This is a genomic window from Kitasatospora sp. NPDC008050, assembly GCF_042957465.1.
Classification (GTDB): Bacteria; Actinomycetota; Actinomycetes; order Streptomycetales; family Streptomycetaceae; genus Kitasatospora.
This window is the reverse complement of record NZ_JBIBIJ010000005.1, coordinates 59,031-83,810: the sequence shown is the minus strand read 5'-3', so window position 1 is coordinate 83,810 and position 24,780 is coordinate 59,031. Positions and strand designations below refer to the sequence as shown.

Annotated in this window: 22 protein-coding genes; 7 read left to right on the top strand and 15 right to left on the bottom strand. The window is 72.2% G+C overall.

Going from position 1 to position 24,780, the window contains the following annotated elements; genetic code table 11:
- Positions 1–103 precede the first annotated feature (103 nt).
- Together ACFZB9_RS11760 and ACFZB9_RS11755 are read right to left on the bottom strand one after the other, a co-directional pair.
- Entirely contained in the window at positions 104–796 is a 693-nt protein-coding gene (locus ACFZB9_RS11760; RefSeq protein ID WP_391446064.1) for a DUF2637 domain-containing protein, read from the bottom strand.
- A 69-nt stretch (positions 797–865) separates the two neighbouring features.
- Positions 866–1,096 (bottom strand): hypothetical protein, encoded by a 231-nt coding sequence (locus tag ACFZB9_RS11755; protein WP_391446062.1) that lies wholly within the window; start codon positions 1,094–1,096, stop codon positions 866–868.
- A 586-nt stretch (positions 1,097–1,682) separates the two neighbouring features.
- Between ACFZB9_RS11755 and ACFZB9_RS11750 the strand changes: the two genes are divergently transcribed.
- Positions 1,683–2,831: an IS21 family transposase gene (locus ACFZB9_RS11750; RefSeq protein WP_391446060.1), complete on the top strand. Its 1,149-nt coding sequence runs from the start codon at positions 1,683–1,685 to the stop codon at positions 2,829–2,831.
- 13 nt (positions 2,832–2,844) lie between these two features.
- On the opposite strand, the gene ACFZB9_RS11745 is transcribed toward ACFZB9_RS11750, so the two are convergent.
- The 4 genes from ACFZB9_RS11745 to deoC form a co-directional block, all read right to left on the bottom strand.
- Entirely contained in the window at positions 2,845–3,492 is a 648-nt protein-coding gene (locus tag ACFZB9_RS11745) for a uridine kinase (RefSeq protein ID WP_391446058.1), read from the bottom strand.
- Between the two features lie 191 nt (positions 3,493–3,683).
- Entirely contained in the window at positions 3,684–4,586 is a 903-nt protein-coding gene (locus ACFZB9_RS11740) for an aldehyde dehydrogenase family protein (protein ID WP_391446056.1), read from the bottom strand.
- Positions 4,579–6,057: an aldehyde dehydrogenase family protein gene (locus ACFZB9_RS11735; RefSeq protein WP_391446054.1), complete on the bottom strand. Its 1,479-nt coding sequence runs from the start codon at positions 6,055–6,057 to the stop codon at positions 4,579–4,581. The genes ACFZB9_RS11740 and ACFZB9_RS11735 overlap by 8 nt, the downstream gene beginning before the upstream one ends.
- A 5-nt stretch (positions 6,058–6,062) precedes the next feature.
- On the bottom strand, positions 6,063–7,049 hold the full coding sequence (gene deoC / locus ACFZB9_RS11730; protein WP_391446052.1) for a deoxyribose-phosphate aldolase: 987 nt from the start codon (positions 7,047–7,049) through the stop codon (positions 6,063–6,065).
- Positions 7,050–7,301: 252 nt separating this feature from the next.
- Between deoC and ACFZB9_RS11725 the strand changes: the two genes are divergently transcribed.
- Complete coding sequence (locus ACFZB9_RS11725; RefSeq protein WP_391446050.1) at positions 7,302–7,610, top strand: hypothetical protein; 309 nt, start codon at positions 7,302–7,304, stop codon at positions 7,608–7,610.
- A 46-nt stretch (positions 7,611–7,656) separates the two neighbouring features.
- Here the strand turns inward: ACFZB9_RS11725 and ACFZB9_RS11720 are convergent, their stop codons facing one another.
- Positions 7,657–9,498, bottom strand: coding sequence for a carbohydrate-binding module family 20 domain-containing protein (locus tag ACFZB9_RS11720; RefSeq protein WP_391446049.1), 1,842 nt, complete (start codon positions 9,496–9,498; stop codon positions 7,657–7,659).
- Between the two features lie 322 nt (positions 9,499–9,820).
- On the opposite strand from ACFZB9_RS11720, the gene ACFZB9_RS11715 reads away from it, so the two are divergent.
- A complete protein-coding gene (locus ACFZB9_RS11715; protein WP_391446048.1) occupies positions 9,821–10,507 on the top strand; it encodes a PH domain-containing protein in 687 nt (228 codons plus the stop codon).
- 121 nt (positions 10,508–10,628) lie between these two features.
- Here the strand turns inward: ACFZB9_RS11715 and ACFZB9_RS11710 are convergent, their stop codons facing one another.
- The 3 genes from ACFZB9_RS11710 to ACFZB9_RS11700 all read right to left on the bottom strand — a co-directional run bounded on the left by ACFZB9_RS11710 (position 10,629) and on the right by ACFZB9_RS11700 (position 13,910).
- Positions 10,629–12,320: a phospho-sugar mutase gene (locus ACFZB9_RS11710; RefSeq protein WP_391446047.1), complete on the bottom strand. Its 1,692-nt coding sequence runs from the start codon at positions 12,318–12,320 to the stop codon at positions 10,629–10,631.
- Positions 12,321–12,477: 157 nt separating this feature from the next.
- Entirely contained in the window at positions 12,478–13,299 is an 822-nt protein-coding gene (locus tag ACFZB9_RS11705) for a purine-nucleoside phosphorylase (RefSeq protein ID WP_327067250.1), read from the bottom strand.
- Between the two features lie 173 nt (positions 13,300–13,472).
- Entirely contained in the window at positions 13,473–13,910 is a 438-nt protein-coding gene (locus tag ACFZB9_RS11700) for a gamma-glutamylcyclotransferase (protein ID WP_391446045.1), read from the bottom strand.
- Between the two features lie 172 nt (positions 13,911–14,082).
- Here ACFZB9_RS11700 and ACFZB9_RS11695 point away from each other — a divergent pair, with 172 nt between their 5' ends.
- Positions 14,083–15,537, top strand: coding sequence for an NAD(P)H-quinone dehydrogenase (locus ACFZB9_RS11695; RefSeq protein WP_391446043.1), 1,455 nt, complete (start codon positions 14,083–14,085; stop codon positions 15,535–15,537).
- A gap of 198 nt (positions 15,538–15,735) precedes the next feature.
- Positions 15,736–16,668: a DeoR/GlpR family DNA-binding transcription regulator gene (locus tag ACFZB9_RS11690; RefSeq protein WP_391446729.1), complete on the top strand. Its 933-nt coding sequence runs from the start codon at positions 15,736–15,738 to the stop codon at positions 16,666–16,668.
- Between the two features lie 87 nt (positions 16,669–16,755).
- Here the strand turns inward: ACFZB9_RS11690 and ACFZB9_RS11685 are convergent, their stop codons facing one another.
- From ACFZB9_RS11685 to ACFZB9_RS11665, 5 genes are all read right to left on the bottom strand, one after another.
- Positions 16,756–18,531, bottom strand: coding sequence for an acetyl/propionyl/methylcrotonyl-CoA carboxylase subunit alpha (locus tag ACFZB9_RS11685; RefSeq protein WP_391446041.1), 1,776 nt, complete (start codon positions 18,529–18,531; stop codon positions 16,756–16,758).
- A gap of 226 nt (positions 18,532–18,757) precedes the next feature.
- Positions 18,758–19,555, bottom strand: coding sequence for a hypothetical protein (locus tag ACFZB9_RS11680; protein WP_391446039.1), 798 nt, complete (start codon positions 19,553–19,555; stop codon positions 18,758–18,760).
- A 95-nt stretch (positions 19,556–19,650) separates the two neighbouring features.
- A complete protein-coding gene (locus ACFZB9_RS11675) occupies positions 19,651–20,250 on the bottom strand; it encodes a nucleoside triphosphate pyrophosphatase (RefSeq protein ID WP_391446037.1) in 600 nt (199 codons plus the stop codon).
- Positions 20,251–20,359: 109 nt separating this feature from the next.
- On the bottom strand, positions 20,360–20,581 hold the full coding sequence (locus ACFZB9_RS11670) for an acyl-CoA carboxylase subunit epsilon (RefSeq protein ID WP_391446035.1): 222 nt from the start codon (positions 20,579–20,581) through the stop codon (positions 20,360–20,362).
- A 36-nt stretch (positions 20,582–20,617) separates the two neighbouring features.
- Positions 20,618–22,222, bottom strand: coding sequence for an acyl-CoA carboxylase subunit beta (locus ACFZB9_RS11665; RefSeq protein ID WP_391446033.1), 1,605 nt, complete (start codon positions 22,220–22,222; stop codon positions 20,618–20,620).
- A gap of 199 nt (positions 22,223–22,421) precedes the next feature.
- Here ACFZB9_RS11665 and ACFZB9_RS11660 point away from each other — a divergent pair, with 199 nt between their 5' ends.
- Both ACFZB9_RS11660 and ACFZB9_RS11655 read left to right on the top strand, forming a co-directional pair.
- Positions 22,422–23,318: a biotin--[acetyl-CoA-carboxylase] ligase gene (locus tag ACFZB9_RS11660; RefSeq protein ID WP_391446032.1), complete on the top strand. Its 897-nt coding sequence runs from the start codon at positions 22,422–22,424 to the stop codon at positions 23,316–23,318.
- A gap of 205 nt (positions 23,319–23,523) precedes the next feature.
- On the top strand, positions 23,524–24,699 hold the full coding sequence (locus ACFZB9_RS11655; protein ID WP_391446030.1) for an adenylate/guanylate cyclase domain-containing protein: 1,176 nt from the start codon (positions 23,524–23,526) through the stop codon (positions 24,697–24,699).
- Positions 24,700–24,780 lie beyond the last annotated feature (81 nt).

Sequence of the window (24,780 nt, the reverse complement as noted above, 5' to 3'; positions counted from 1 at the left end):
GCCGTGAACATCCACCGTCGGCCCGGGCGTTCGGGGAATCGGGGTGGGCGGTGGCTTCAACATCAAATGAATCTCCTCTCCGTATTGGCATATTCAGTTCCACTCAGCGAGATGTCGGGCGAGCGGTGTGGCGCGGGGCACGGCGCGCGGTATGAGCGGTGGTGAGTTGACGCACGAGCTGGTGCAGGGAGACGGCTGCGGTGATGGGAGGCAGGCCCGCGACGACGATGTCGAGGACCCCGAAATATGTCTGGCACGCATCGGAGATGCAGAGCCCGGTCGCGAGGCTGGAGGAGATGACCACCACGGCCCACGAGTGGGTCGGCCGGCGCCCTTCGAGGGCGGCGCGCAGGACCGAGAGGCAGCCCACGAGCCACGGGCCGTAAACGATGACCGGCCACAGGTGCGACAACCCGTGCGGCACGCGGGACTGCGCCAGGTCCCGCAGCGGGTCGTAGGAGAGCATTCCGCCCAGGACGCACACGGCTGTGACCATCACGGCGGTCAGTACTCCGAACGCCTCCCCGATGGCCAGTGGCCATGACACGACTGCGGGTTGGGATCTGCGTCGCCGGTGCGACGTGATCGGGGCGCCCAGGCCGGTGGAGTCCGGATCCGCGGAGTGCAGGCCCGTGGAGTGCAGGCCCGCGGAGTGCAGTGCGGCGTCGTCGAGCGGGCTGCGCGGACGGGGCAGCGGGATCTCCTCGGTGCCCCAGGCTGTCCCGACGAGGTCGTCCAGGATGCCGTACGGGGCGCCCCCGTACCGGAGGGAGAAGTCACCCGCTGGGTCATACATGGTCAACTCCCCAGGTTTTTAATGTTGTTGTTCGACCAGTCAGTGTTCGCGCCGGTCGCGCCGCGGGGGTCATCCTTCGAGGGCTGTCGGCTCGGTGCCGATGCGAGCGGCGAAGTTCTCCTCGATCTGGCGGAGCGTCCGCAGGAACTCGGCCAGCAGCCGGGAGCAGTGCCGCAGGACGACGCGTTCGCCGTTGCACGACAGGTAGCCGGTCCGCACGTCGCCCGCGGCGTTCCTGCGGTCGGGGACGAAGAGCCACTTTCCGGCGTTGCAGACAGGATCACGATCCGGCGGAGGCAAGGTATTCGGGTAGCACATTGAACTCATGCCTCGGTTAACGACCGAGTGCCGCGGCCGCGTCTACGGAATTCGGGCGTCTTTTGATATCCAATTCCCGGTGCGCTCCATGAAATTCCCCCGGCGGTGCGCCGGATGTCATACGGCATTGTATGCTCCGGATGCTCGCCAAAATTCCCCAGCGCCGACCGGGGCGGCCATCATACATTCATTACCGCCGGCCGGTGCTCGGCGAACTTCCCCAAGTGGTGCAGGGGGGTGGCGCGTTCACAACCAGCGGTGCTCTCCCAAATTCCCCACCCGGTACAACGAGAGAACAAATCCCCGGCTACTCAGCTACTGCTTCATCGTGTAACGTTTTCGCCTCGTCAGGGCGTCCGCCATCAACTTGCACTCGGCACGATTCTCGGGTCCGACTTGAAGGGGGTCTGGAATGCTCACCAGGGAGGAATACGCGGAAGCGCGGGAACTGCATCGCGTGGGATGGTCGATCTCCGCGATCGCCCGGCGCCTGGGGCGTGACCGCAAAACGCTGAGGTCGTACCTCGCGGGCACGCGGGTCGCGGGGGTCCGCAGCCCGACCCAGGACGTGAGTCTGCGCTTCCTGCCCTACTGCCGCCGGCGCCTGGCCGATGATCCGCACCTCCCGGCGACCGCGCTGCTGGCGGAAGTCGTCGAACTGGGCTATCCGGGTGGCTATTCGACCCTCACCCGCGCCATCCGCAAACACCGGATGCGGCCGCCCTGCCGGTGGTGCGGCCCGGGCATGTCCCTCGACGGGAGACGATCATCGGACCGGGCGGACGACGAGATCCGGTTCGCCTGGCTGGAGCTTGCCGATCCCTCCGCGCAGTGGGGTTGCGGCAGCCGTCTCCACCTGCTGACGGGCTCGCTCGCGAGCTCGGGCCGCTGGCGCGCGGTGGTGGCCGAGGGCCAGGACCTCCCGCAACTCGTCGCAGCCGTGGACCAGGTGATGCGGCGTCTGGGCGGCACCGCGCCGCGCTGGCGGCTCGACCGGTCGATGGCCGCCTGCTGCGTGCTGAACGGGCGGGTGACACCGGCCTTCGCGGAGGTGGCGAGGTACTACGGCGCGGGGGTCGATCTCTCCCCCGCGGAGGAGGCCGGCGCGGACGGCAGCGAGGGCGGCCGGGCCGGCGCGGGCGACGGGAGCGGTGCGGACCGTGCTGTCGCCCTCCGGGCCTGGTGGAGCTCCGCCTCGCACGGCGCCGGACTCCAGGCCGCCCAGGACGATCTGGACCGGCTCGCGGCGCGGATGGACCCTCGTCACCGGGCCGTCGACGGCACACCCGCCACGCTCGGCGAACCCGCCCCACCGGCGCGGGGACTGCTGGAGCTGCCGGCCCTGCCCTTCCCCGCCCGCGTGTGCGTCAGCCGCATCGTCAGCCCCCAGGGGTTGGTGTCCTTCCGGGGCAGCTTCTACGCGGTCCACGTCGACCTGGCGGGCGCTGTGGTGGAGGTCCGCCAGCGCCTGGACAAGCCGTACCTGTCGATCGCGACGCTGAACGGAGCGGTCATCGCCCGCCACACCCTGGCCCCGCCGGGAGCAGGCCTGACGGTGGTCGGCCGCGACCACGCCATCGCCCGGGACGCCCTGGAGCGTCCCGCGCGTCTGCCGCGCGCCGAAGCACCGGCCTGTCAGGGCGGCAAGGACCGCCGACCGCTCTCCCCTGCGGCGCTGGCCGAGGCCGAGGCCCTGCGCACCGGTTCGGGAGGCTGAGGAAGCGACGGACTCAGACGCCGGCCGTGATCCGCTCGCCCTGCCGCACCACGGCGCGGACCCGGGCCGCGGCCTCGTCGCCCGCGCAGGCGTGGGCGCCGAGGTCGACCTGGCGGGCCACGATCCCGCGCTCGGCGCGCATCAGGCGCCAGCCGCGGCGCAGCAGGTAGGGGACGGACTTGCGGCCCTCGCGGACGTCGCGGCGGAACCGGCGCCAGGCGGTGGTCAGCGGGCGGTTGCGCAGGCACAGCGCGGCGCCGAGCAGGTCCTCGCCGGCGCAGGCGTCGACCAGTTCGGCGGCGAAGATGCCCTCGGCGATGAAGGCGGGGGAGCCGGCCAGGTCCAGGGTGTGGGTGCCGGCCCGGCCGTTGGCGGGGATCGAGTAGATCGGCACCTCGGCCCGCCCGGTCTCCACCAGTTGGCGGATCGCGACCAGCGCCTGGGCGCGGTGCCAGGACAGCGGCGAGTCCCAGTCGGTGCCGGAGCCGTCGGCCAGCACCGGCAGGCTGGGGTCGTCGCCGTCCTTGTAGAAGTCGTCGAGCTGGAGCACCGGCAGGGCCATGCGCTCGGCCAGCGAGGACTTCCCCGAACCCGAGGGCCCGCAGAGCAGCACCACGCGGGCACGGGTGGTCGGGGCGGGGTTCAGCGGCGTGTCACTCACGAGACACCAGTCTGACGCATCGGGTGCCGTGCTCGGAACCCGTGGGACGGCGGAAAGAATCCGCGGGGCGGCGGAAAAGGGCGACGGGCCCGCGCCAGGGGGGGAGAGGCGCGGACCCGTCAGTGGCGCGTCCGGACCCCTGGGGGGGAGAGGGGCACTGGGGACGGCCAGTTCAGGAGGGTGGTGCCGGACTACTGACCCATGGGGTGCCAGACCGTCTTGGTCTCCAGGAAGGAGAGCAGTCGCTCGACACCGGGGGCGTTGGTCCAGTCCTGCGCCGACGGATCGACCGCCGGGCGCAGCACCCGCTTCAATGTATCCGCCGCGGCCGCCTCCAGGACAGCCGCCGCGCCAGCACCATCGGCGGCGATCGCGCCGGCGAGGTCGAGCGCGTTGACGTCCTGGTGCGAGGCCAGGGTCGGCGCGAGGTCCGCGGTGCGGCCCGAGATGATGTTCACCACGCCGCCGGGCACGTCCGAGGTGGCCAGCACCTCGCCCAGCGACAGGGCCGGCAGCGGGGCGTCCTCGGCGGCCGCGACCACCACGGTGTTGCCGGTGGCGATCGCCGGGGCGATCACCGAGACCAGGCCGAGGAAGGAGTGCCCGTAGCCGGTCTGCGGGGCGACGATGCCGACCACGCCGGTCGGCTCCGGCACCGAGAGGTTGAAGTACGGACCGGCGACCGGGTTGGCGGCGCCCGCGATCTGCGCGACCTTGTCGGTCCAGCCCGCGTACCAGACCCAGCGGTCGATCGCCTGGTCCACCAGCGCGGCGGACTTCTTGGCGCCCAGCCCCTCGGCCGCGGCCACCTCGGCGGCGAACTGCTCGCGCCGCCCCTGCAGCATCTCGGCCACCCGGTAGAGCACCTGGCCGCGGTTGTAGGCGGTGGTGCCGGACCAGCCCTTGACCGCCGCGCGGGCGGCCAGGACGGCGTCCCGGGTGTCCTTGCGGGTCCCGAGCGGGGCGTTGGCCAGCCACTGGCCCTTACCGTCAGTCACCTCGTACACCCGTCCGCTCTCGGAGCGCGGGAACTTCCCGCCGACGAACAGCTTGTAGGTCTTGAAGACGTCAAGACGCGTGGCGATATCAGACATCGAGGTATGCCTCCAGACCGTGCCGGCCACCCTCGCGGCCGTAGCCCGACTCCTTGTAGCCGCCGAACGGCGAGGTCGGGTCGAACTTGTTGAAGGTGTTGGCCCACACCACGCCGGCCTTGAGCTTGTCGGCCATCCAGAGGATGCGCGAGCCCTTCTCCGTCCAGACGCCGGCGGAGAGGCCGAAGGGGGTGTTGTTGGCCTTGGCGACGGCCTCGTCCGGGGTGCGGAAGGACAGCACCGAGAGCACCGGGCCGAAGATCTCCTCCTGGGCGATCCGGTGCGCCTGGCTCACGCCGGTGAAGATGGTCGGGCGGAACCAGTAGCCGGCCGACGGCAGTTCGCACTCCGGCGCCCAGCGCTCGGCGCCCTCGGCCTCGCCGGCCGCGGTCAGCTCGGTGATCCGGGCCAGCTGGGCGGCCGAGTTGATCGCGCCGATGTCGGTGTTCTTGTCCAGCGGGTCGCCCACCCGCAGGGTGGCCATCCGGCGCTTGAGCGCCTCCAGCAGCTCGTCCTGGATCGACTCCTGGACCAGCAGCCGGGAGCCGGCGCAGCAGACGTGGCCCTGGTTGAAGAAGATCCCGTTGACGATGCCCTCGACCGCCTGGTCGATCGGCGCGTCGTCGAAGACGATGTTGGCGGCCTTGCCGCCCAGTTCCAGCGACAGCTTCTTGCGGCTGCCGGCCAGCTGCCGGGCGATCGAACGGCCGACGTTGGTCGAGCCGGTGAAGGCGACCTTGTTGACGTCCGGGTGCGCGGTGAGCGCGGCGCCGGTGCGGCCGTCACCGGTGATGATGTTGACGACGCCCTTGGGCAGACCCGCCTGGCGGCAGATCTCGGCGAACCGCAGCGCGGTCAGCGGGGTGGTCTCGGCCGGCTTGAGGACGACCGTGTTGCCGGTGGCCAGCGCCGGGGCGATCTTCCAGGCCAGCATCATCAGCGGGAAGTTCCACGGGATGACCTGCGCCGCCACGCCCACCGGGCGCGGGTTCGGGCCGAAGCCCGCGTAGTCCAGCTTGTCGGCCCAGCCCGCGTAGTAGAAGAACCACGCGGCGACCATCGGCAGGTCGAAGTCGCGGGTCTCCTTGATCGGCTTGCCGTTGTCGATCGACTCCAGCACGGCCAGCTCGCGCGAGCGCTCCTGGATGATCCGGGCGATCCGGTAGAGGTACTTGGCGCGCTCGCTGCCGGGCAGCGCCGACCAGTCGCCGAAGGCCTTGCGGGCGGCCTTGACGGCGCGCTCGACGTCCTCCTCGGTGCCCTGGGCGATCTCGGCCAGCACCTGCTCGGTGGCCGGGTTGACCGTCTTCAGCGCCTCGCTGCCGCTGGAGTCGACGAACTCGCCGCCGATGAAGTGGCCGTAGGAGGTGGCGATCCCGCCCGCCGCCGCCGGCGACTCGGGGGCCGGGGCGTAGGCGAACAGCGGCCCGCTCTTGGGCAGGTCGGCCTCGGTCTTCTTGTTCTTGGCCATCGTGATCAGTCCACCGTCACGTAGTCGGGACCGGAGTACCGGCCGGTGCGCAGCTTCTGACGCTGCATCAGCAGATCGTTGAGCAGGCTGGAGGCGCCGAAGCGGAACCAGTGCGGGCTCAGCCAGTCGTCGCCGAGCGTCTCGTTGACCATCACCAGGTACTTCATCGCGTCCTTGGTGGTCTTGATGCCGCCGGCCGGCTTGACGCCGACCTGCACACCGGTGGCCGCCTTGAAGTCGCGCACGGCCTCCAGCATCAGCAGGGTGACCGGGGGAGTGGCGTTGACGGTGACCTTGCCGGTGGAGGTCTTGATGAAGTCGGCCCCGGCCAGCATGGCCAGCCAGGAGGCGCGGCGCACGTTGTCGTAGGTCTGCAGTTCGCCGGTCTCGAAGATCACCTTGAGGTGGGCCGCCGTGCCGTCGGGGCGACGGCAGGCCTGCTTGACGGCGGTGATCTCGTTGAAGACGTCCAGGTAGTGCCCGGAGAGGAAGGCACCGCGATCGATCACCATGTCGATCTCGTCGGCGCCGGCGGCCACCGCGTCGGCGGTGTCGGCGAGCTTGACCGGGAGCGCGGCGCGCCCGGCGGGGAAGGCGGTGGCCACCGAGGCCACCTGGATCCCGGTGCCGGCCAGCGCGGCCTTCGCGGTGGCGACCATGTCCGGATAGACGCAGATCGCGGCGACCTGCGGGGCGGACTGATCACTCGGGTCGGGGTGCTTCCCCTTGGTGCACAGGGCGCGCACCTTGCCGACCGTGTCCGCGCCTTCCAGCGTGGTCAGGTCGATCATCGAGATGGCGAGGTCGATCGCGAAGGCCTTGGCCGTCGTCTTGATCGAACGCGTACCGAGGGAGGCGGCGCGGGCTTCGAGGCCGACGGCGTCGACGCCGGGCAGGCCGTGCAGGAAGCGGCGGAGCGAGGCCTCCGAGGCGGCGACGTCGCTCAGGCCGCCGCCCGCGGCGCCGGGGGCGTTGGCTGCAACAGTGGACATAGTCACCAGATGAGCATATCTACGCGCGTAGTCAATGGCTAGGAGGGGTGCCCCTTCGATGCCGGACCGAGATCTGCGGCGGGTGCCGCGGCGGCTGCGTGCTGAGGTGTGCATGACGGAAGGGCGGCAGCCGCCTCGCGCGGTCGCCCGGGCCGGATCGGCTCCCCGGTAGAACCTGCGTCCGGCCCGGTAGAGCGCAGGGTTACGCGGGTAGCGTCCTGGCAGGGGGAGGCGAGAGCAGGGGGTGACGCGGTGTTCGAATCGGCGCGCTGGCCGCTGGTGTGGACCGGATTCCTGTTGATGGCGATGAGCGTGCGCCTGGCGGTGACCGTGCGCACCCACCGCCACCGGCGGGTGCGGAGCGCGCCTCGGCCCAGCCATCTGGAGTGGCTGCCCGGGCTGGGCGGACTGGTCCTGGTCATCGGCGCCGGCCCGCGGATCCTGTGCGCGGGCCCGGCGGTGCTGGCGGCCGCCGACGACCTGGCCGTGCTGGCCTGCGCCGGGGTGCTGGGGCTGCTGCTGTACGGCGGCGTGGTGCTGGCCCGGCGGCTGCGCGGTTGAGCGCGCGGCCACCGGGCCGGGGCGGGCCCTGGTCCTGCGGCAGGCGCTAGCTCTGCCAGCTGTCGTTCAGTGTCCCGCCCGAGGAGCCGGAGTTGGCGCTGTGGTTGCCGCCGCCCTCCCAGGTGACGTTCCCGGAGCCGTCCTTGATCAGGTACTTGTACTGGAAGGCGGTGTTCGCGGGCAGGCTCAGCGTGCCGCCCCAGGTCGGGTAGTTGGCCGAGGAGAGCGGGATCGCCGCGTTCGGGTCCCAGCTGCCGAGCGCGGGGATCGAGCCGACCAGGTAGACGCTCTGGCCCCAGCTGGTGGTCTTGGCCTCGTTGAAGTTCTCGGCCACCGTGCCGTTCGAGCCGGTGGCGTAGATCGCCACCGAGTCACCGGGGTTGACCGTCACGGTGGCCTGGCCGGTGGCGTTGACGGTCACCGTCGGGCCGCTGCAGCCGCCGCCCGCGGCGGGGGTGCCGTGGATGACGTCGCAGTAACTGCCGGGCGCGAGGCCGGTGCTGAAGGTCTGGGTGACCGCGCTGCTGCCGTTGTTGATCGCGACCCAGGCGGTGGTGCCGCGGCTGAACGCGATGGCACTGGTGCCGTTGTCCCACCAGTTGGCCACCGGCTTGCCCTGGGCGGCGTTGTGCCAGCCGACCATGTTGGCGATGCCCTGGTTGCGGTCGGTGCAGATCCACGCGCCGGACGAGCAGTCGGTGGCGGTCACGAAGCCGTTGGCGTCGGCCGGCGGGGACTGGTCGCTGGTGCTGAAGTCGAAGCCGGAGTACACCTGCGGAGTGCCGTAGCCCCAGGCCAGTTCGAAGACGGTGGCCAGCGTGTACTTGCTGCCGTCCTTGTAGCTGAGGGTCTGGCCGCTGCGCTCGGTGTCGTGGTTGGCCACCATCACCGAGGACAGGTTGCTCGGCTCGATGCCCCAACTCTGCCCGAGGGTCTTGAGGTTGGCTATGTTGCCGTTGAACTGGCTCTTCAGGTCGTAGGCGTAGGTGAACTCGATCACGCTGCCGTTGCCCTCGAAGGCCGAGGGGGCCAACTGGCCGCTGCTGCCCGGGATCACCTCCTGGTAGACGTAGGGCCGCGAGCCGGTCCAGGTGGTGTTGTTCACCCGGCTCAGGATGTTGGCCATGTCGGCCTGCGCGATGTGCTTGGCGGCGTCCATCCGGAAGCCGTCCACGCCGTAGCCGACCAGCTTGTTGAGGTAGCCGGCCAGCTTGGCCCGGACGTCGTCCTGCTCGGTGGCGAGGTCGGAGAGCGAGGAGAGGTCGCAGTCCTGCACCTGCTGGACGTTGTTCCAGTCGGTGATGCTCATGTCCGCGTTGGGACAGGGCGGCGAGAAGTGGAAGTCCGAGCTGGTGTACGGGACGTTGTTGTAGCTGAACGTCGCCGGGTTGAAGCTCGCGCCGCCGTAGGAGTCGGTGCTGGTCTGGTTGGCACCCGCGGTGTGGTTGAGCACGGCGTCGGCGTAGACCTTGACGCCCGCGTTGTGGCAGGCGGTCACCATCTGGGCGAACTGCGCCTCGGTGCCCATCCGGCTGTTCAGGTCGTAGGCCACCGGCTGGTAGACGTCCCACCAGGCGTGGGTGCTGCCCGACAGGCGGATCGAGTCCTCGGGCGGGGCCACCTGGACCGCGCCGTAGCCCTTGGGGCCGAGCACCGTGGTGCACTCGTTGGCCACCGAGGGCCAGTTCCACTCGAAGAGGTTGGCGATCGCGTCGCCGCCGTCCGGGGCGGCCCCCGAGGTGGCGGGGACGGCCGCGGGCGAGGCCGCGGCGGTCGGCGCGGCGTGCGCGGTGCTCTGCAGGCCGAGCGGCAGCAGGGCACCGGCCAGCAGGGCGGTGGCGGTCAGCGCGGCTGGTCTACTGGTCCGGTGTCGTCGGAGCAGCGTCATGGGAGGACTCCCGTGGGGGGTGGGCCGTCCCGCCGAGGGACCGAGGCGCAGGTTCGCGGGGCTGCGCGCCGGGGGTGGGGCTCGGCGGTGGCGGGGTACCGATGGGCGATGGGTACACCTGTTCGGCCCGCGAGGCTCCGGTGCACCGCGGCTAGACCATCCCGCCCGGAAACCGGCGGCGTCAAGAGTGTGGCAAGGAATTTCTGAAAGTTGCGGCAAGTAGTTTCTGGATCGGCCTGCGCGCGGGTCCGCCCAGGTCGCGGCCGAATAGTGACGTTTGCGACCACTGATACGCAGGGGTCCATGCGGCAGAATCGTCCCCATGACCGAATCCGCCGGCACGCCCGACCCGGGCTCTGCCGCCTCCGCCGACGGGCCGAAGAACGCCGATCACGTCTTCCGCTCGACTCCCGGCATCATCTCCGGCGTGCTGCTGCTCGCGGTGGCCGCCTGGCTCATCGTGGACGCCATCGTCAGTGGCAGCGGCAAGACGCCCTGGGTCGCGCTGGCCTGCGCCCCGCTGTTCGCCGCACCGGTGATCGCCTACACCATCCGCCCCATGGTCACGGCCGGGCTCGACCGGTTGGTGGTCCGCAACCCGCTGCGCACCATCGTGGTGCCCTGGGCCTCGGTGCAGGGCCTGCGGGCCGCCTACTCGGCCGAGCTGACGGCCGAGGACAAGACCTACCAGCTCTGGGCGGTGCCGGTCTCGCTGCGCCAGCGCAAGAAGGCGAGCCGGCGGGTCATGGCCGGTGACCTGCGGCCGCGGCCGTTCCAGCTGGGCGGCACCGGCCAGGGCGGCTTCCGGCCGCCCAACGCCGCGGTCCCCGGCGCTCCCGACCAGAACCGGGCCTGGTCCGACCAGGTGGTGGACCTGCTGAGCGAGCAGGCGCGGATGAACGCGGTGCGGCCGAGCGCCAAGGGCGAGGTCGAGGTCAGCTGGTGCTGGTGGGTCATCGCGCCGACGCTGGCGGGCCTGGTCGCGCTGGTGGCGCTGATCGCGGCCTGAGCCGACGCACCGGCGGCCTGAGCTGGGAACGCACCGGCGGCCCGAGCCGGGAACGCACAAGGGGGCCTGCGACCGAGTCGGTCGCAGGCCCCCTTCGGGTGCGCGTTCAGGCGGCGGCGGTTCAGATGCCGGCGGCCACAGCCATGTCCCGCTTCAGCGCGGTGAGCAGCTCGGCGGCCCGCTCGCGCGCGGCGGCCAGCCCATCGGCCGAGCCGACCGGCAGCACGACCTCCAGGTAGCACTTGAGCTTCGGCTCGGTGCCGGAGGGGCGCACCACGATCCGGGCGCTGCGCACCGCCTCGCCGGCCAGGTAGTACCGCAGGCCGTCGGTCGGCGGCAGCTCGGCCGAGCCGGTCGACAGGTCGTCGGCCCGGGTGACGGCCAGGCCCGCCAGCTCGGTCGGCGGCTGCTCGCGCAGCCGGCGCATCGCGTCGGCGATCAGCGAGAGGTCCTCGACCCGGGCCGAGAGCTGGTCGGTGGCGTGCAGGCCGTGGGTCAGCGCCAGCTCGTCCAGCAGGTCGGACAGGGTGCGACCGGCGGTCTTGAGCGAGGCGGCCAGCTCGGCGATGAGCAGGGCGGCGGTGACGCCGTCCTTGTCACGCACGCCCTGGGGGTCGACGCAGTAGCCGAGCGCCTCCTCGTAGCCGTAGCGCAGACCCTCGGCGCGGGCGATCCACTTGAAGCCGGTCAGCGTCTCCTGGTAGTCCAGCCCGGCCGCCGCGGCGATCTCGCCGAGCAGGGTGGCGGAGACGATCGTGGTGGCGAAGGTGCCCTGGACGCCCTTGGCGACCAGCGCGGCACCCAGCAGCGCGCCGACCTCGTCGCCGCGCAGCATCCGCCAGCCGGATGCTTCGGCGGCGTCCGGCACGGCCACCGCGCAGCGGTCGGCGTCCGGGTCGTTGGCGATCACCAGGTCGGGGTCGGTGGCGGCGGCGGCCTTGAAGGCCAGGTCCATCGCACCGGGCTCCTCCGGGTTGGGGAAGGCCACGGTCGGGAAGTCCGGGTCCGGCTCGCCCTGCTCGGCCACCACGGTCGGGGCGGGGAAGCCGGCCCGCTCGAAGGCGGCCAGCAGGGTGTCCCGGCCGACGCCGTGCATCGGGGTGTAGACGACCGACAGGTCGCGCGGGCCCTGGGGGTCGAGAACGGTGACGGCGCGGGCCAGGTAGGCCTCCAGCACGTCCTCGCCGAGCACCTGCCAGTCGGCGGCGCTGTCGGTGGCGAGCGGCACGTCGGCCAGCGAGGCCACCGCGTCGATCCGGGCGGCGATCTCGGCGTCGGCCGGCGGCACGATCTGCGAGCCGTCGCCCAGGTAGACCTTGTAGCCGTTGTCGCGCGGCGGGTTGTGGCTGGCGGTGACCATCACACCGGCCGCGGCGCCCAGGTGGCGGATCGCGAAGGCGAGCACCGGGGTGGGCAGCGGGCGCGGCAGCACCGCGGCGCGCAGGCCCGCGCCGACCATCACGGCGGCGGTGTCCCGGGCGAAGTCGTAGGACTTGTGGCGGGCGTCGTAGCCGATCACCACGAGGTCGCCCGCGTCGGCCGTGCGCAGGTAGCCGGCCAGCCCGGCGGCGGCGCGCATCACCACGGCGCGGTTCATCCGCATCGGGCCGGCGCCCAGCTCGCCGCGCAGCCCGGCGGTGCCGAACTGGAGCCGGTCGGCGAACCGCTCGGCCAGCTCGGCCAGGGCGGGCTCCTCGGCCTGCGCCGCGGCGGCCAGCAGCGCGGCCAGCTCCTCGCGGGTCTCGGCGTCGGGGTCCTCGGCCAGCCACTGGTGGGCGCGGGCGAGGAGTTCGGTGGTGCTTTCCTGGGCCATGGGTCGCCTACTCCGGTATCCGGTAGGGGTCGCTGTGACAGTCAAGAGGGGGCAAGAGGGTCCGAGGCCGGCCTGGGAGGACCCGCTGGGACAAGGATCGGCCCGGGCGCTCAGAAGCGGGAGGGGAGCGCCCGGGCCGGGTCTAGCGGAGCGCGGGTCAGATGCGCTCCAGGACCTTCGCCAGCAGGCTGCCCATGCGCTCGGCGGAGGCCTTGCCGGCCTCCAGCACCTCGGCGTGGTTCAGCGGCTCGCCGGTCATGCCCGCGGCCAGGTTGGTGACCAGCGAGATGCCGAGCACCTCGGCGCCGGCCTCGCGGGCGGCGATCGCCTCCAGCGTGGTGGACATGCCGACCAGCTCGCCGCCGATCACCCGGGCCATGTTGACCTCGGCCGGGGTCTCGTAGTGCGGGCCGCGGAACTGGACGTAGACGGCCTCGTCCAGGCTCGGGTCGACCTCGCGGCACAGCTCGCGCAGGCGCTTGGAGTACAGGTCGGTGAGGTCGACGAAGTTGGCGCCGACGATCGGGGAGTCCGCGGTCAGGTTGATGTGGTCGCTGATCAGCACGGGCTGACCGGGGACCCAGCCCTGGCGCAGGCCGCCACAGCCGTTGGTCAGCACGATGGTCCGGCAGCCGGCGGCGGCGGCGGTGCGCACGCCGTGCACCACGGTGGCCACGCCGTGACCCTCGTAGTAGTGGTTGCGACCGAGGAAGATCAGGGCGCGCTTGTCGCCGATCTTCACCGAGCGGATCGTGCCGGCGTGGCCGGCGACGGCGGGGGCGGGGAAGCCCGGGAGGTCGGTGACCGGGAATTCGGCCACCGGCTCACCCAGGGCGTCGGCCGCCGGCACCCAGCCGGAGCCCATCACCAGGGCGACGTCGTGGCGCTCGGCACCGGTCAGCTCGCGCAGGCGGGCAGCGGCGGCCTGGGCGGCGGCATAGGGGTCGGCGGACACGGCGGTCTGAGGAGAAGCGTTCACATGCCCGAGGATAGACAAGAAATGCCTACGCGCGTAGAACCAGCCGCCATGCCTTGCCGGATCGTTACCGGGATCACGGGAAAACACCAGTTGGGACGGGTTTGGCAGTCCGGGTTTCGGAGGATCCGCCAGTGGTCGAACGACCGGGTGCGACGGTGCGCGGGGCGGGGCGGTCAGCAGGGACGGTGGCGCAGCGACAGTACGTAGTCGTCCGGCGCCCCGGCGCTCTCCGCGGCGTCCGCGATCAGCCCCAGGTAGCGGGCGGCCGGCAGGCCGCCCTCGTAGTCGTTGAGCACGTACGTCCACACCGCAACCTCGCCGTCCAGGGTGTGGGCGCGCAGCCGGATCTTGCGGTAGATGCCGAGCTGGAGGCCCTCCCAGCGGTCCAGGCCGTCCTCGTCCATCGGGGCCACGTCGTAGAGCGAGACGAAGACCTGGTCCTTCTCGTCCTCCACCACGGTGGCCAGTGAGCCCTCCCAGCCCAACTGCTCGCCGCCGAAGGTCAGCCGCCACCCGTCCAGCCAGCCGGTCCCGCGCAGCGGGGAGTGCGGGGCGCGCCGGCTCATCTGCCGGGCGTCGAGGTTCGTGGCGTACGCGGCGTAGAGCGACATGGGCGTCAGCCTACGGGAGTTGACGGGTGGATCAAGGCCCGGCCGCAGGCCGGCCGCCCGGGTGCGGAACCGCCGTACCCGCACCGTTCGCCGTGTGCCGCTGGTCACACCGTCTCCGTGATGCGCACAAATCAACGGCCCCCTGCTCGCGCCGGACGCGGCGTGCGGGACAATGGTGCACGTGACTCGGATCGTGATCATCGGTGGCGGACCTGGCGGATACGAGGCGGCCCTGGTGGCGGCCCAGCTCGGGGCGGAGGTGACCGTCGTCGACCGCGACGGTCTGGGCGGATCGGCGGTCCTCACCGACTGCGTCCCGTCCAAGACCCTGATCGCGACGGCCGAGGTGATGACCGGCTTCGACGCCTCCTACCAGGAGCTCGGCATCAACCTCGCCTGCGACGACCGCGACGGCGAGGGGGACCGGCGCGCCATCAGCGTCGACCTCGGCAAGGTCAACCGACGGGTCAAGCGGCTGGCGATCGCCCAGTCGCACGACATCACCCAGGCCGTCACCCGGGCCGGCGTGACCGTGCTGCGCGGCAAGGGCCGGCTCGGCTCCGGCGGGCAGGCCGCCGACGGCTCCCGCGAGGTCGTGGTGGAGGCCGTCGACGGCAGCACCCAGACCGTGCGGGCCGACGCCGTGCTGATCTCCACCGGCGTGCACCCGCGCCAGGCGCCCGACGCCAAGCCGGACGGCGAGCGGATCCTCAACTGGACCCAGGTCTACGACCTGGAGGAGCTGCCCCGCGAGCTGATCGTGGTCGGCTCCGGTGTGACCGGCGCCGAGTTCGCCGGCGCCTACCAGGCGCTCGGCTCCCGGGTCACCCTGGTCTCCAGCCGCGACCGGGTGCTGCCCGGCGAGGACCCGGACGCCGCCGAGGTGCTGGAGGACGTCTTCCGCCGCCGCGGCATGAACGTGATGAGCCGCCAGCGCGCCGAGGGCGCCAAGCGGGTCGGCGACCGGGTGGAGGTCACCCTCTCCAGCGGCGAGGTGATCAGCGGCACGCACTGCCTGATGGCGATCGGCTCGATCCCCAACACCGCGGACATGGGCCTGGAGGAGGCGGGGGTCAAGCTCAACGAGTGGGGCCAGGTCGTGGTCGACCGGGTCTCGCGCACCTCCGCCCCCGGTGTCTACGCGGCCGGCGACTGCACCGGCGTCTTCATGCTCGCCTCGGTCGCCGCCATGCAGGGCCGGATCGCGATGTACCACGCGCTCGGCGACGCGGTGCAGCCGCTGAACCTCAAGACGGTCGCCTCCAACGTCTTCACCGACCCGGAGATCGCCACCGTCGGCTACACCGCCGCGGACGTCAAGTGCGGAAAGATGGACGCCGTCGAGGTCAAGCTGCCGCTGCGGGGCAACCCGCGGGCCAAGATGCAGGGCATTAGGGACGGCTTCGTGAAGCTCTTCTGCCGCCCCGGCACCGGCATCGTGGTGGGCGGTGTGGTGGTGGCACCGCGCGCCAGCGAGCTGATTCACTCGATCTCGTTGGCGGTGGACAACAACTTGACGGTCGAGCAGGTGGCGAGTGCTTTCACCGTCTACCCCTCGCTCTCCGGATCCACCGCCGAGGCCGCCCGTCAGCTGCACATTCGCAAGCGGGCCGAGAGCGAATCCTGACCCCTTCACCCGTACGCGCGAGCTCTTCGCCCTGACGGCGGAGAGTTCGCGGGGGTGCGGCGGCGCGAATTGTACGGTCGTGCGCCGCTGGAAGGTGAGCAGTTCCTGTTACTAGTGGCAAACGCCTGAAAGCAGACGGTCAGGAGAGTTACCGTCGGTTCTGTGTTTGCAGCAGAACGTCGCCAGTTGATCCTCGAAATGGTGCGGGCCAACGGAGCCGTGTCGCTCCGCGAGTTGGCCCGCGTCGTCCAGACCTCCGAAGTCACCGTCCGCCGAGACGTCCGGGCGCTGGAGGCCGAAGGGCTGCTCGACCGCCGACACGGCGGTGCGGTGCTCCCCGGAGGCTTCAGCCGTGAGCCGGGCTACCCCCAGAAAACCCACCTAGCCGCCGCCGAGAAGAGCGCGATCGCGGACCTCGCGGCCACGCTCGTCGAGGAGGGGGACGCGGTGGTGATCGGCGCCGGGACCACCACCCAGGAGCTGGCCCGTCGTCTCGCCCGAGTCCCGGGCCTGACGGTGGTCACCAACTCCTTGCTGGTCGCCCAGGCGCTCGCGCACGCCAACCGGGTGGAGGTGGTGATGACCGGGGGGACACTGCGGGGCTCCAACTACGCACTGGTCGGCAGCGGTGCCGAGCAGTCGCTGCACGGGTTGCGGGTCTCCAAGGCCTTCATCTCCGGCAGCGGCCTCACCGCCGAGCGCGGCCTGTCCACCACCAACATGCTCTCCGCGAGCGTGGACCGGGCGCTGGTGCAGTCGGCCGCGGAGGTGATCGTGCTGGCCGACCACACCAAGCTCGGCACCGACACGATGTTCCAGACCGTGCCGACCGACGCGATCACCCGCCTGGTGACCGACGAGCACGCCGCCGGTCACGACCCCACCGCCCGGGAGCTGGACGCGCTCGCCGACTGCGGGGTGCAGATCGCCATCGCCCCGCTGGGGCTGGCCGCCGAGCCGCCGGGCCATCCGGCGCCGGAGCGCCATCCGCAGCAGCCGCCGCCGGGCGCCGCGCGGCGGGCGGCCGGTGCTCCGAGCGCCGCCGCCCCGTTGCCCGGTCAGCGTCGCCCCGGCACCCACGGCGGTCCGCCGCCCGGCCATCTGCCACCCCGTCTCGCGGGGGCCAGATAGCCGTGTGGCCCGCCGGTTGACGGACAACCAGCGGGCCACCGTGGGAGCGGGGGCGGGGTGGAGCCCCGCCGTGCCCCCGAGCGGACCTCAGTCCTTGATCTCGCAGAGCGCCGCGCCACTGCTCACGCTCGCGCCCACCTCGGCCTTCAGGCCCACGATGGTGCCGGCCTTGTGCGCGTTGAGCGGCTGCTCCATCTTCATCGCCTCCAGCACGACGATCAGCTCGCCCTCCGCGACCTGCTGACCCTCCGTGACGGCAACCTTCACGATGGTGCCCTGCATCGGCGAGGCGAGGGTGTCACCGCTGACCGCGGCGCCCGCCTTCTTGACGCCCACCCGGCGCTTGGCCTTGCCCGCGGCGCCCGCACCGGCGGCCGGCGCGGAGCCGACCCCCAGCGAGGCGGGCAGCGAGACCTCGATCCGCTTGCCGCCGACCTCGACCACCACGGTCTCCCGGCCGTCCGGCTCCTCGCCGTCGGCCGCGCCGCCCGCGAACGGCGGGATGGTGTTGTTGAACTCGGTCTCGATCCAGCGGGTGAAGATGGTGAACGGGCCCTCGGACCCGTGCGTCTCCGGCGCGAACGCCGGGTCGGCCACCACGGCCCGGTGGAACGGGATGGCGGTGGCCATGCCCTCGACGTTGAACTCGGCCAGCGCCCGCTTGGCCCGCTCCAGGGCCTGCTTGCGGTCCCGGCCGGTGACGATCAGCTTGGCCAGCAGCGAGTCCCAGGCCGGGCCGATCACCGAGCCGGTCTCGACACCGGCGTCGAGACGCACACCGGGGCCGGAGGGCGGCGCGAAGAGCGTCACCGTGCCGGGCGCGGGCAGGAAGTTGCGGCCCGGGTCCTCGCCGTTGATCCGGAACTCGAAGGAGTGCGCGCGGACCTCGGGGTCGTCGTAGCCGAGCTCCTCGCCGTCCGCGATCCGGAACATCTCGCGGACCAGGTCGATGCCGGTGACCTCCTCGGTCACCGGGTGCTCGACCTGCAGACGGGTGTTGACCTCCAGGAAGGAGATCAGCCCGTCCTGCGAGACCAGGAACTCGCAGGTTCCGGCGCCGACGTAGCCGGCCTCGCGCAGGATCGCCTTGGACGCCCGGTAGAGCTCGGCGTTCTGCTCCTCGGTGAGGAACGGCGCGGGCGCCTCCTCGACCAGCTTCTGGTGCCGGCGCTGCAGCGAGCAGTCACGGGTGGAGACGACCACCACGTTGCCGTGCCGGTCGGCCAGGCACTGGGTCTCGACGTGCCGCGGGTTGTCCAGGTAGCGCTCCACGAAGCACTCGCCGCGCCCGAAGGCGGCGACCGCCTCGCGCACCGCGGACTCGTACAGCTCCGGGATCTCCTCCAGCGTGCGGGCCACCTTCAGGCCGCGCCCGCCACCGCCGAAGGCCGCCTTGATGGCGACCGGCAGGCCGTGTTCGGTCGCGAAGGCGACCACCTCGTCCGGCCCGGAGACCGGGTCCGGGGTGCCGGCGACCAGCGGCGCACCGGCCCGCTGGGCCACGTGCCGGGCGGTGACCTTGTCACCGAGGTCGCGGATGGCCTGCGGCGGCGGGCCGATCCAGATCAGTCCCGCGTCGAGCACGGCCTGGGCGAAGTCGGCGTTCTCCGACAGGAAGCCGTAGCCGGGGTGGACGGCGTCCGCACCCGAGTCGGCGGCCGCCTTGAGGACCTTGGCGATATCCAGGTAACTGGTCGCGGGGGTGTCGCCGCCGAGAGCGTAGGCCTCGTCGGCCGCGCGGACGTGCAGCGCGTCCCGGTCGGGCTCGGCGTAGACGGCGACGCTGGCGATACCGGCGTCCGAGCAGGCCCTGGCGACGCGGACGGCGATTTCCCCGCGGTTGGCGATGAGCACCTTGCGCACTGTGGCTCCCTTCTTGAACCTCGATGGAGTTTAGGGATGATGAGGTGGTACCGGCGAGTAGCCCCTGGTGGTGAGCTTGCCCACACGGAGCGTGACGCACATCGTGATCATGTGCGCACGCAGCGGGAGAGCCGCAGGTGGCAACGGTACGCCCGGCGGCTATAGACGGGCTTGACCGGGCCTGAACCGCCGACCGACGGCCGTGGTATTCGCCACAGTGCGGATCTCACGCGGTACTTCCGGAACCCGGTACGGGTGTGCTTGCGGGTGCCGGCGTCGGCGCCGGGACAGGAGCGGCGGCCGGGGGCGCGGTCGCGGCGGTGGTGACGTCGGCGACCAGCTCGACCACGTCCGGGCCGTACTTGACCGGGTTGACGACCCGCAGCATCAGCGCGAACGTCCCGTGCGTGCCGTAACGCCCCATCAGTTCGCGCTGGTTCGCCAGCAGGTGGCGCACCGCCGCGTGATTGGCGATCGCCACCTGACCGGCGATCAGGAAGACCGGCCGGCCGCCGCTGCCCGTGTCGAGCCGGGCCAGCAGGACGTAACTGTGGCCCGGGACGTCCTCGGTGCTCCGCTCCAGCACGAACTCCCGGTCGCCCACCAGGATCGCGCCCGGGGTCCCGGAGAGATAGCTGAACCGCACGCCTGGCAGCCGCCAGTTGAGGTGGGCGACCGTGCGCTCGTTGCTGCTCGGCCCGCCGAGGCAGAACTCCGCCTTGTTGCCCAGCCCCTGGCGGACCTCGTCGTGCGCCACCACCTCGGGCCGCGCTCCGCAGGCGTTGACCAGCACGGCCAGCTCCATCAACGCGCTGACGTCGTCCCGGTGCACGCTGGTCGCCTTGGGGCTGCCGGAGTGGCGGTTGACCACCAGCAGACACTCGGTGCCGACCGGCATCCCGAAGAACGCCCGGGTCCGCTCCAGCCGGCGACGGCGGCGCAGTGACTGGGCCAGCCAGCCCGCGCCCGCGCCGATGGCGCTGGTGAGCAGGCCGAGCACGATGTTCAGCACCATGTCCCGCATCGCGCCACCCCCTCCCCGTCCGGCGCTCCTGGCCCGGCCTTCCCCGTCCGGCGCTCCCCCTCCGGAGCGGCGCCAGCCTAGCGGGAGGGGCAGGCTCAGGCCCAGAGGTCGGTGATCCGCACGTCGAGGTCGGCGAGCAGGGTGCGCAGCAGCGGCAGCGACAGCCCGATCACGTTGCCGGGGTCGCCCTCGATGCCCGCCACGAACGGTGCCGAGCGGCCGTCCAGGGTGAACGCCCCGGCCACGTGCAGCGGCTCGCCGCTGGCCACGTAGGCCTCGATCTCGGCGTCGTCGGGCTCGGCGAAGTGCACGGTGGTCGAGGCGGTAGCGGAGACCTGGCGCCCGTTCGCGGTGTCGATCACGCAGTGCCCGGTCTGCAGCACCCCGCTGCGCCCGCGCATCGCGTGCCAGCGGGCGAGCGCCTCGGTGGCGTCGGCGGGCTTGCCGAGCGCCTGCCCGTCCAGTTCGAGCACCGAGTCGCAGCCGATCACCAGCTCGCCCCCGGTCAGCTCGCCGGCCACCGCGGCCGCCTTGGCCCGGGCGAGCACCAGCGCCAGCTCGCCGGGCGTGGCGGCGTGCAGGGCGTCCTCGTCCACGCCGCTGACGATCACGCGCGGGTCGAGCCCGGCTCGGCGGAGCAGTCCGAGCCGGGCGGGGGAGGCGGAGGCGAGCACGAGGGTGCGGCGATCGGTCATGCGGGCCAGCCTAGGGCCTGGCCGGCGGCCTGCCCCAGTCCCGTGGATCCGGCCAGGGCAGGCGCCCGGCCTGCCCGGATCCACGGGCGATCGCCTGCGTGCGGCTGCCTCAGCCGCCGGCCCAGCCCGAGGTGCGCCAGGCGTGGCTGCCCGGGCGCGGGGCTACGCGGATGCGGCGGGCGGGGTCGGTCCACGGGGAGCCCGGGCCGCTCGCGCGGCGGGTCGCCTCGGCGGCGGCCTGCGCGGCGGCCCGGGCTTGGACCACCGCCAGGACGGTGGCCAGCTCCTCGGGGGTCGGCTGCCCGTGCAGCACCTGGATGGGGGGCATCATCGGGTCCTTTGAGCGAGCGTGGACAGGGACGTGGGTCTACAGGGGGATGTTGCCGTGCTTCTTGGGCGGCAGCACCTCGCGCTTGCCGCGCAGGGCCCGCAGACCGCGCACGATGTGCTTGCGGGTGTCGCTGGGGGCGATCACCGCGTCCACGTAGCCGCGCTCGGCGGCCAGGTACGGGTTGAGCAGCGTCTCCTCGTACTCGGCGACCAGCTCGGCCCGCCGGGCGTCCACGTCCTGCCCGGCGGCCGCGGCCTCGGACAGCTCGCGCCGGTAGACGATGTTGGCCGCGCCCTGCGCGCCCATCACGGCGATCTGGGCCGTGGGCCAGGCCAGGTTGAGGTCGGCGCCCAGGTGCTTGGAGCCCATCACGTCGTAGGCGCCGCCGAAGGCCTTGCGGGTGATCACGGTGATCAGCGGGACGGTGGCCTCGGCGTAGGCGTAGATCAGCTTGGCGCCGCGCCGGATGATGCCGTCCCACTCCTGGCCGGTGCCGGGCAGGAAGCCGGGCACGTCCACGAAGGTGAGCACCGGGATGTTGAAGCTGTCGCAGGTCCGCACGAAGCGCGCGGCCTTCTCGCTGGCGGCGATGTCCAGGCAGCCGGCCAGGTCCAGCGGCTGGTTGCCGACCACGCCCACCGGCTGGCCCTCGACGCGGCCGAAGCCGGTGATGATGTTGCGCGCGTACAGCGGCTGGGTCTCCAGGAACTCGCCGTCGTCCAGCACGTGCTCGATCACGGTGCGCATGTCGTACGGCTGGTTCGCCGAGTCCGGCACGATCGCGTCGAGTTCGAGGTCCTGCTCGGAGACGGTGAGGTCGGCCTCCTCGGGGAACCCGGGCGGGTCGGAGAGGTTGTTGGAGGGCAGGTACGACAGCAGGTTCTTGACGTACTCGATCGCCTCCTTCTCGTCCGCGGCCAGGTAGTGCGCGTTGCCGGACTTGGTGTTGTGCGAGCGGGCGCCGCCCAGCTCCTCCATGCCGACGTCCTCGCCGGTGACGGTCTTGATCACGTCCGGCCCGGTGATGAACATGTGCGAGGTCTGGTCGGCCATCACCACGAAGTCGGTGATCGCGGGGGAGTAGACCGCGCCGCCCGCGCAGGGGCCCAGGATCAGCGAGATCTGCGGGATCACCCCGGAGGCGTGCACATTGCGGCGGAAGATCTCGCCGTACAGGCCGAGCGAGACCACGCCCTCCTGGATCCGCGCACCGCCGGAGTCGTTGATGCCGATCATCGGGCAGCCGGTCTTCAGCGCGAAGTCCATCACCTTGACGATCTTCTCGCCGAACACCTCGCCGAGCGAGCCGCCGAAGACGGTGAAGTCCTGGGCGAAGACGGCCACCTGACGGCCGTCCACGGTGCCGTAGCCGGTCACCACGCCGTCGCCGTACGGCCGGGTCTTCTGTTGGCCGAAATTGGTCGAGCGGTGCCGGGCGAACTCGTCGAACTCCACGAAGGAGTCCTCGTCGAGCAGTTCGAGGACGCGCTCACGGGCCGTCAGCTTGCCCTTGGCGTGCTGCTTCTCGACCGCGGCGGCGGAACCGGAGTGCACCGCCTCGTCGATCCTGCGGCGCAGGTCGGCGAGCTTGCCGGCGGTGCTGTGGGGGTCCAGCGAGGGGTCGGTGGGCACGTCGGTCATCCCGTGGAGTTCCTCACGTGAAAGGCGCGTTGGAGGTTGGGGGGCAGTTCGGGCGACAGGGCGCCGCACTACCGTCGGGTAGCGTAGCCAGCCGCCCGCTCTTCGCGTTATGGCCAGCGACACAGTGTGTTAATCAGCGTTTCTGGTGGACGATGGGTCGGCCTACGGCTCGGCGCGGGCTCGCCCCTACGCTAGGCCCATGACCGAGCCAGATCGTCCCCGTCGCAGCGGACTGCGTGGTTTCGGCCACGCCGGCCCCTCCCCCTGGACCGACCTCGACCGCCCGCCGCTGGACGCCGCCGTACTCCGGCACGACCTGCTGCTGCCCGGCGGCCTGTGGACGGCGCTCGACGTGGTCGAGGAGACCGGCTCCACCAACAACGACCTCACCGCCCGGGCCAGGGACGGCGCCGCCGAGGGCGCGGTGCTGATCGCCGAGCGGCAGAGCGCCGGGCGCGGCCGGCTGGACCGGCAGTGGAGCGCGCCGGCCCGCTCCGGGCTCTTCCTGTCGCTGCTGCTGCGCCCCACCGTGCCGCGCGAGCGGCTGGGCTGGCTGCCGATCCTGGTCGGCGTCTCGGCGGCGACCACGGTCGGTCGGGTGGCCGGGATCCAGGTCGGTCTGAAGTGGCCCAACGACCTGCAGGTCGAGGTGGCGGGCGAGGAGCGCAAGACCGGCGGCATCCTCACCGAGCTGACCGGCGAGGCGGTGGTCGTGGGCCTGGGGCTGAACGTCACGCTGCGCCAGGAGGAGCTGCCGGTGCCCACTGCCGCCTCGCTCGCGCTGGCCGGCGCCGAGGTCACCGACCGCGCCACGCTGCTGCGCTCGCTGCTGCGGGAGTTCGCCGAGCTGTACGGCGAGTGGCAGGCGGCGGCCGGCGATCCGCAGGCCAGCGGACTGCTGCCGGCCTACACCGCGCGCTGCACCACGCTGGGCCGCCAGGTGCTGGTGCAGCTGCCCGGCGAGCGCGAACTGCGCGGCGAGGCGGTGGCGCTGGACACCGACGGACGCCTGGTGGTGCGTACCCCGGACGGCGCTCGCCAAGCGGTCGCCGCGGGGGACGTGGTGCACGTGCGCCCCGAGCCGCGCACCTCCTGACACCCCGCCGACCACCGACGCGCCACCCGTGCGCCGCCCGGTAGGGGCCGGTTCGTCGGCTGTGGATGCCCCGGATCCGGCGATTCCGTGCGACCATTCCACCTGGCATCAGTGTGAGGCGCGCCACGTCCGAGGGATCGCGGGGCGCCGCGGGCTGGGTAGGACACTTCGACGGCAAGTGCGGCGACCGCACGGGGACGGACCGGTGGCAGACGACGACGGCGGGCTCGCGCCGAAGGACAGCGCACGCGATGGCGGTGGGCCCGAGGAGGCCGACGACCACACCGTCGCGCTCGATCTGGAGGAGCTGATCCTGGGGGCGCCGCGCCGCTACACGCCCTACCAGGCGGCCCGCACCGCCGAGGTGCCGATGGAGCTGGCCACCCGGTTCTGGCGGGCCATGGGGTTCCCCGACATCGGCCAGCAGCGGGCGCTCAACGACGGCGACGTGATCGCGCTGCGCCGGCTGGCGGGCCTGGTGGAGTCCGGCCTGATCAACGAGGCGATGGCGATCCAGGTGGCCCGGTCCACCGGCCAGACCACCGCCCGGCTGGCGGGCTGGCAGATGGACACCTTCCTGGAGAACCTGACCCAGGCCGCCGAGCCCGGGCTGACCCGGGCCGAGGTGGCGTACCCGCTGGTCGAGCTGCTGCTGCCGGAGCTGGAGCAGTTCCTGATCTACGTCTGGCGGCGGCAACTGGCCGCCGTCACCGGGCGGGTGGTGCAGGCCGCCGAGGACACCGAGATGACCAGCGGCCGGCTCGCAGTGGGCTTCGCCGACCTGGTCGGCTTCACCCGGCTCTCCCGGCGGCTGGAGGAGGAGGAGCTGGGCTCGCTGGTGGAGACCTTCGAGTCCACCTGCGCCGACCTGATCGCCGGTCAGGGCGGGCGGCTGATCAAGACCCTGGGCGACGAGATCCTCTTCGTCTCCGAGGACCCGGTGACCGCGGCCGAGATCGCGCTGAGCCTGGTGGAGACGCTGACCGGCGAGGAGAACATGCCCGCGCTGCGGGTCGGGATGGCCTTCGGCACGGTCACCTCGCGGATGGGCGACGTCTTCGGCACCACGGTCAACCTGGCCAGCCGGCTCACCTCGATCGCGCAGCGCGACGCGGTGCTGCTCGACGGTGAGTTCGCCACCGCGCTGGAGCAGGCGGGGGCGGCGCTGCGCGGTGCCGCGGACGGGACGGGCAGCGCCCAGGCGCAGCTGGCGGACGCGCTCGCCGCGCACTCCGGGGCCCCGCTGGCCTCGCTGGGGCGCGGGGCGGGCCAGGGGGCCGCGCCGCGGTTCCAGCTGCAGGCGATGTGGCGGCGGCCGGTGCGCGGGCTCGGACTGGTCGAGCCGTGGCTGCTCACCCGGCGGACCCGGCCGGTCCGCTAGGGCTTGTCCGGACAAGCGCCGGCCCGCGCCTATACCCGTTTTCGGGCCGCCGCGTGTGCCCGATGCGGAGATTTCCGCCTT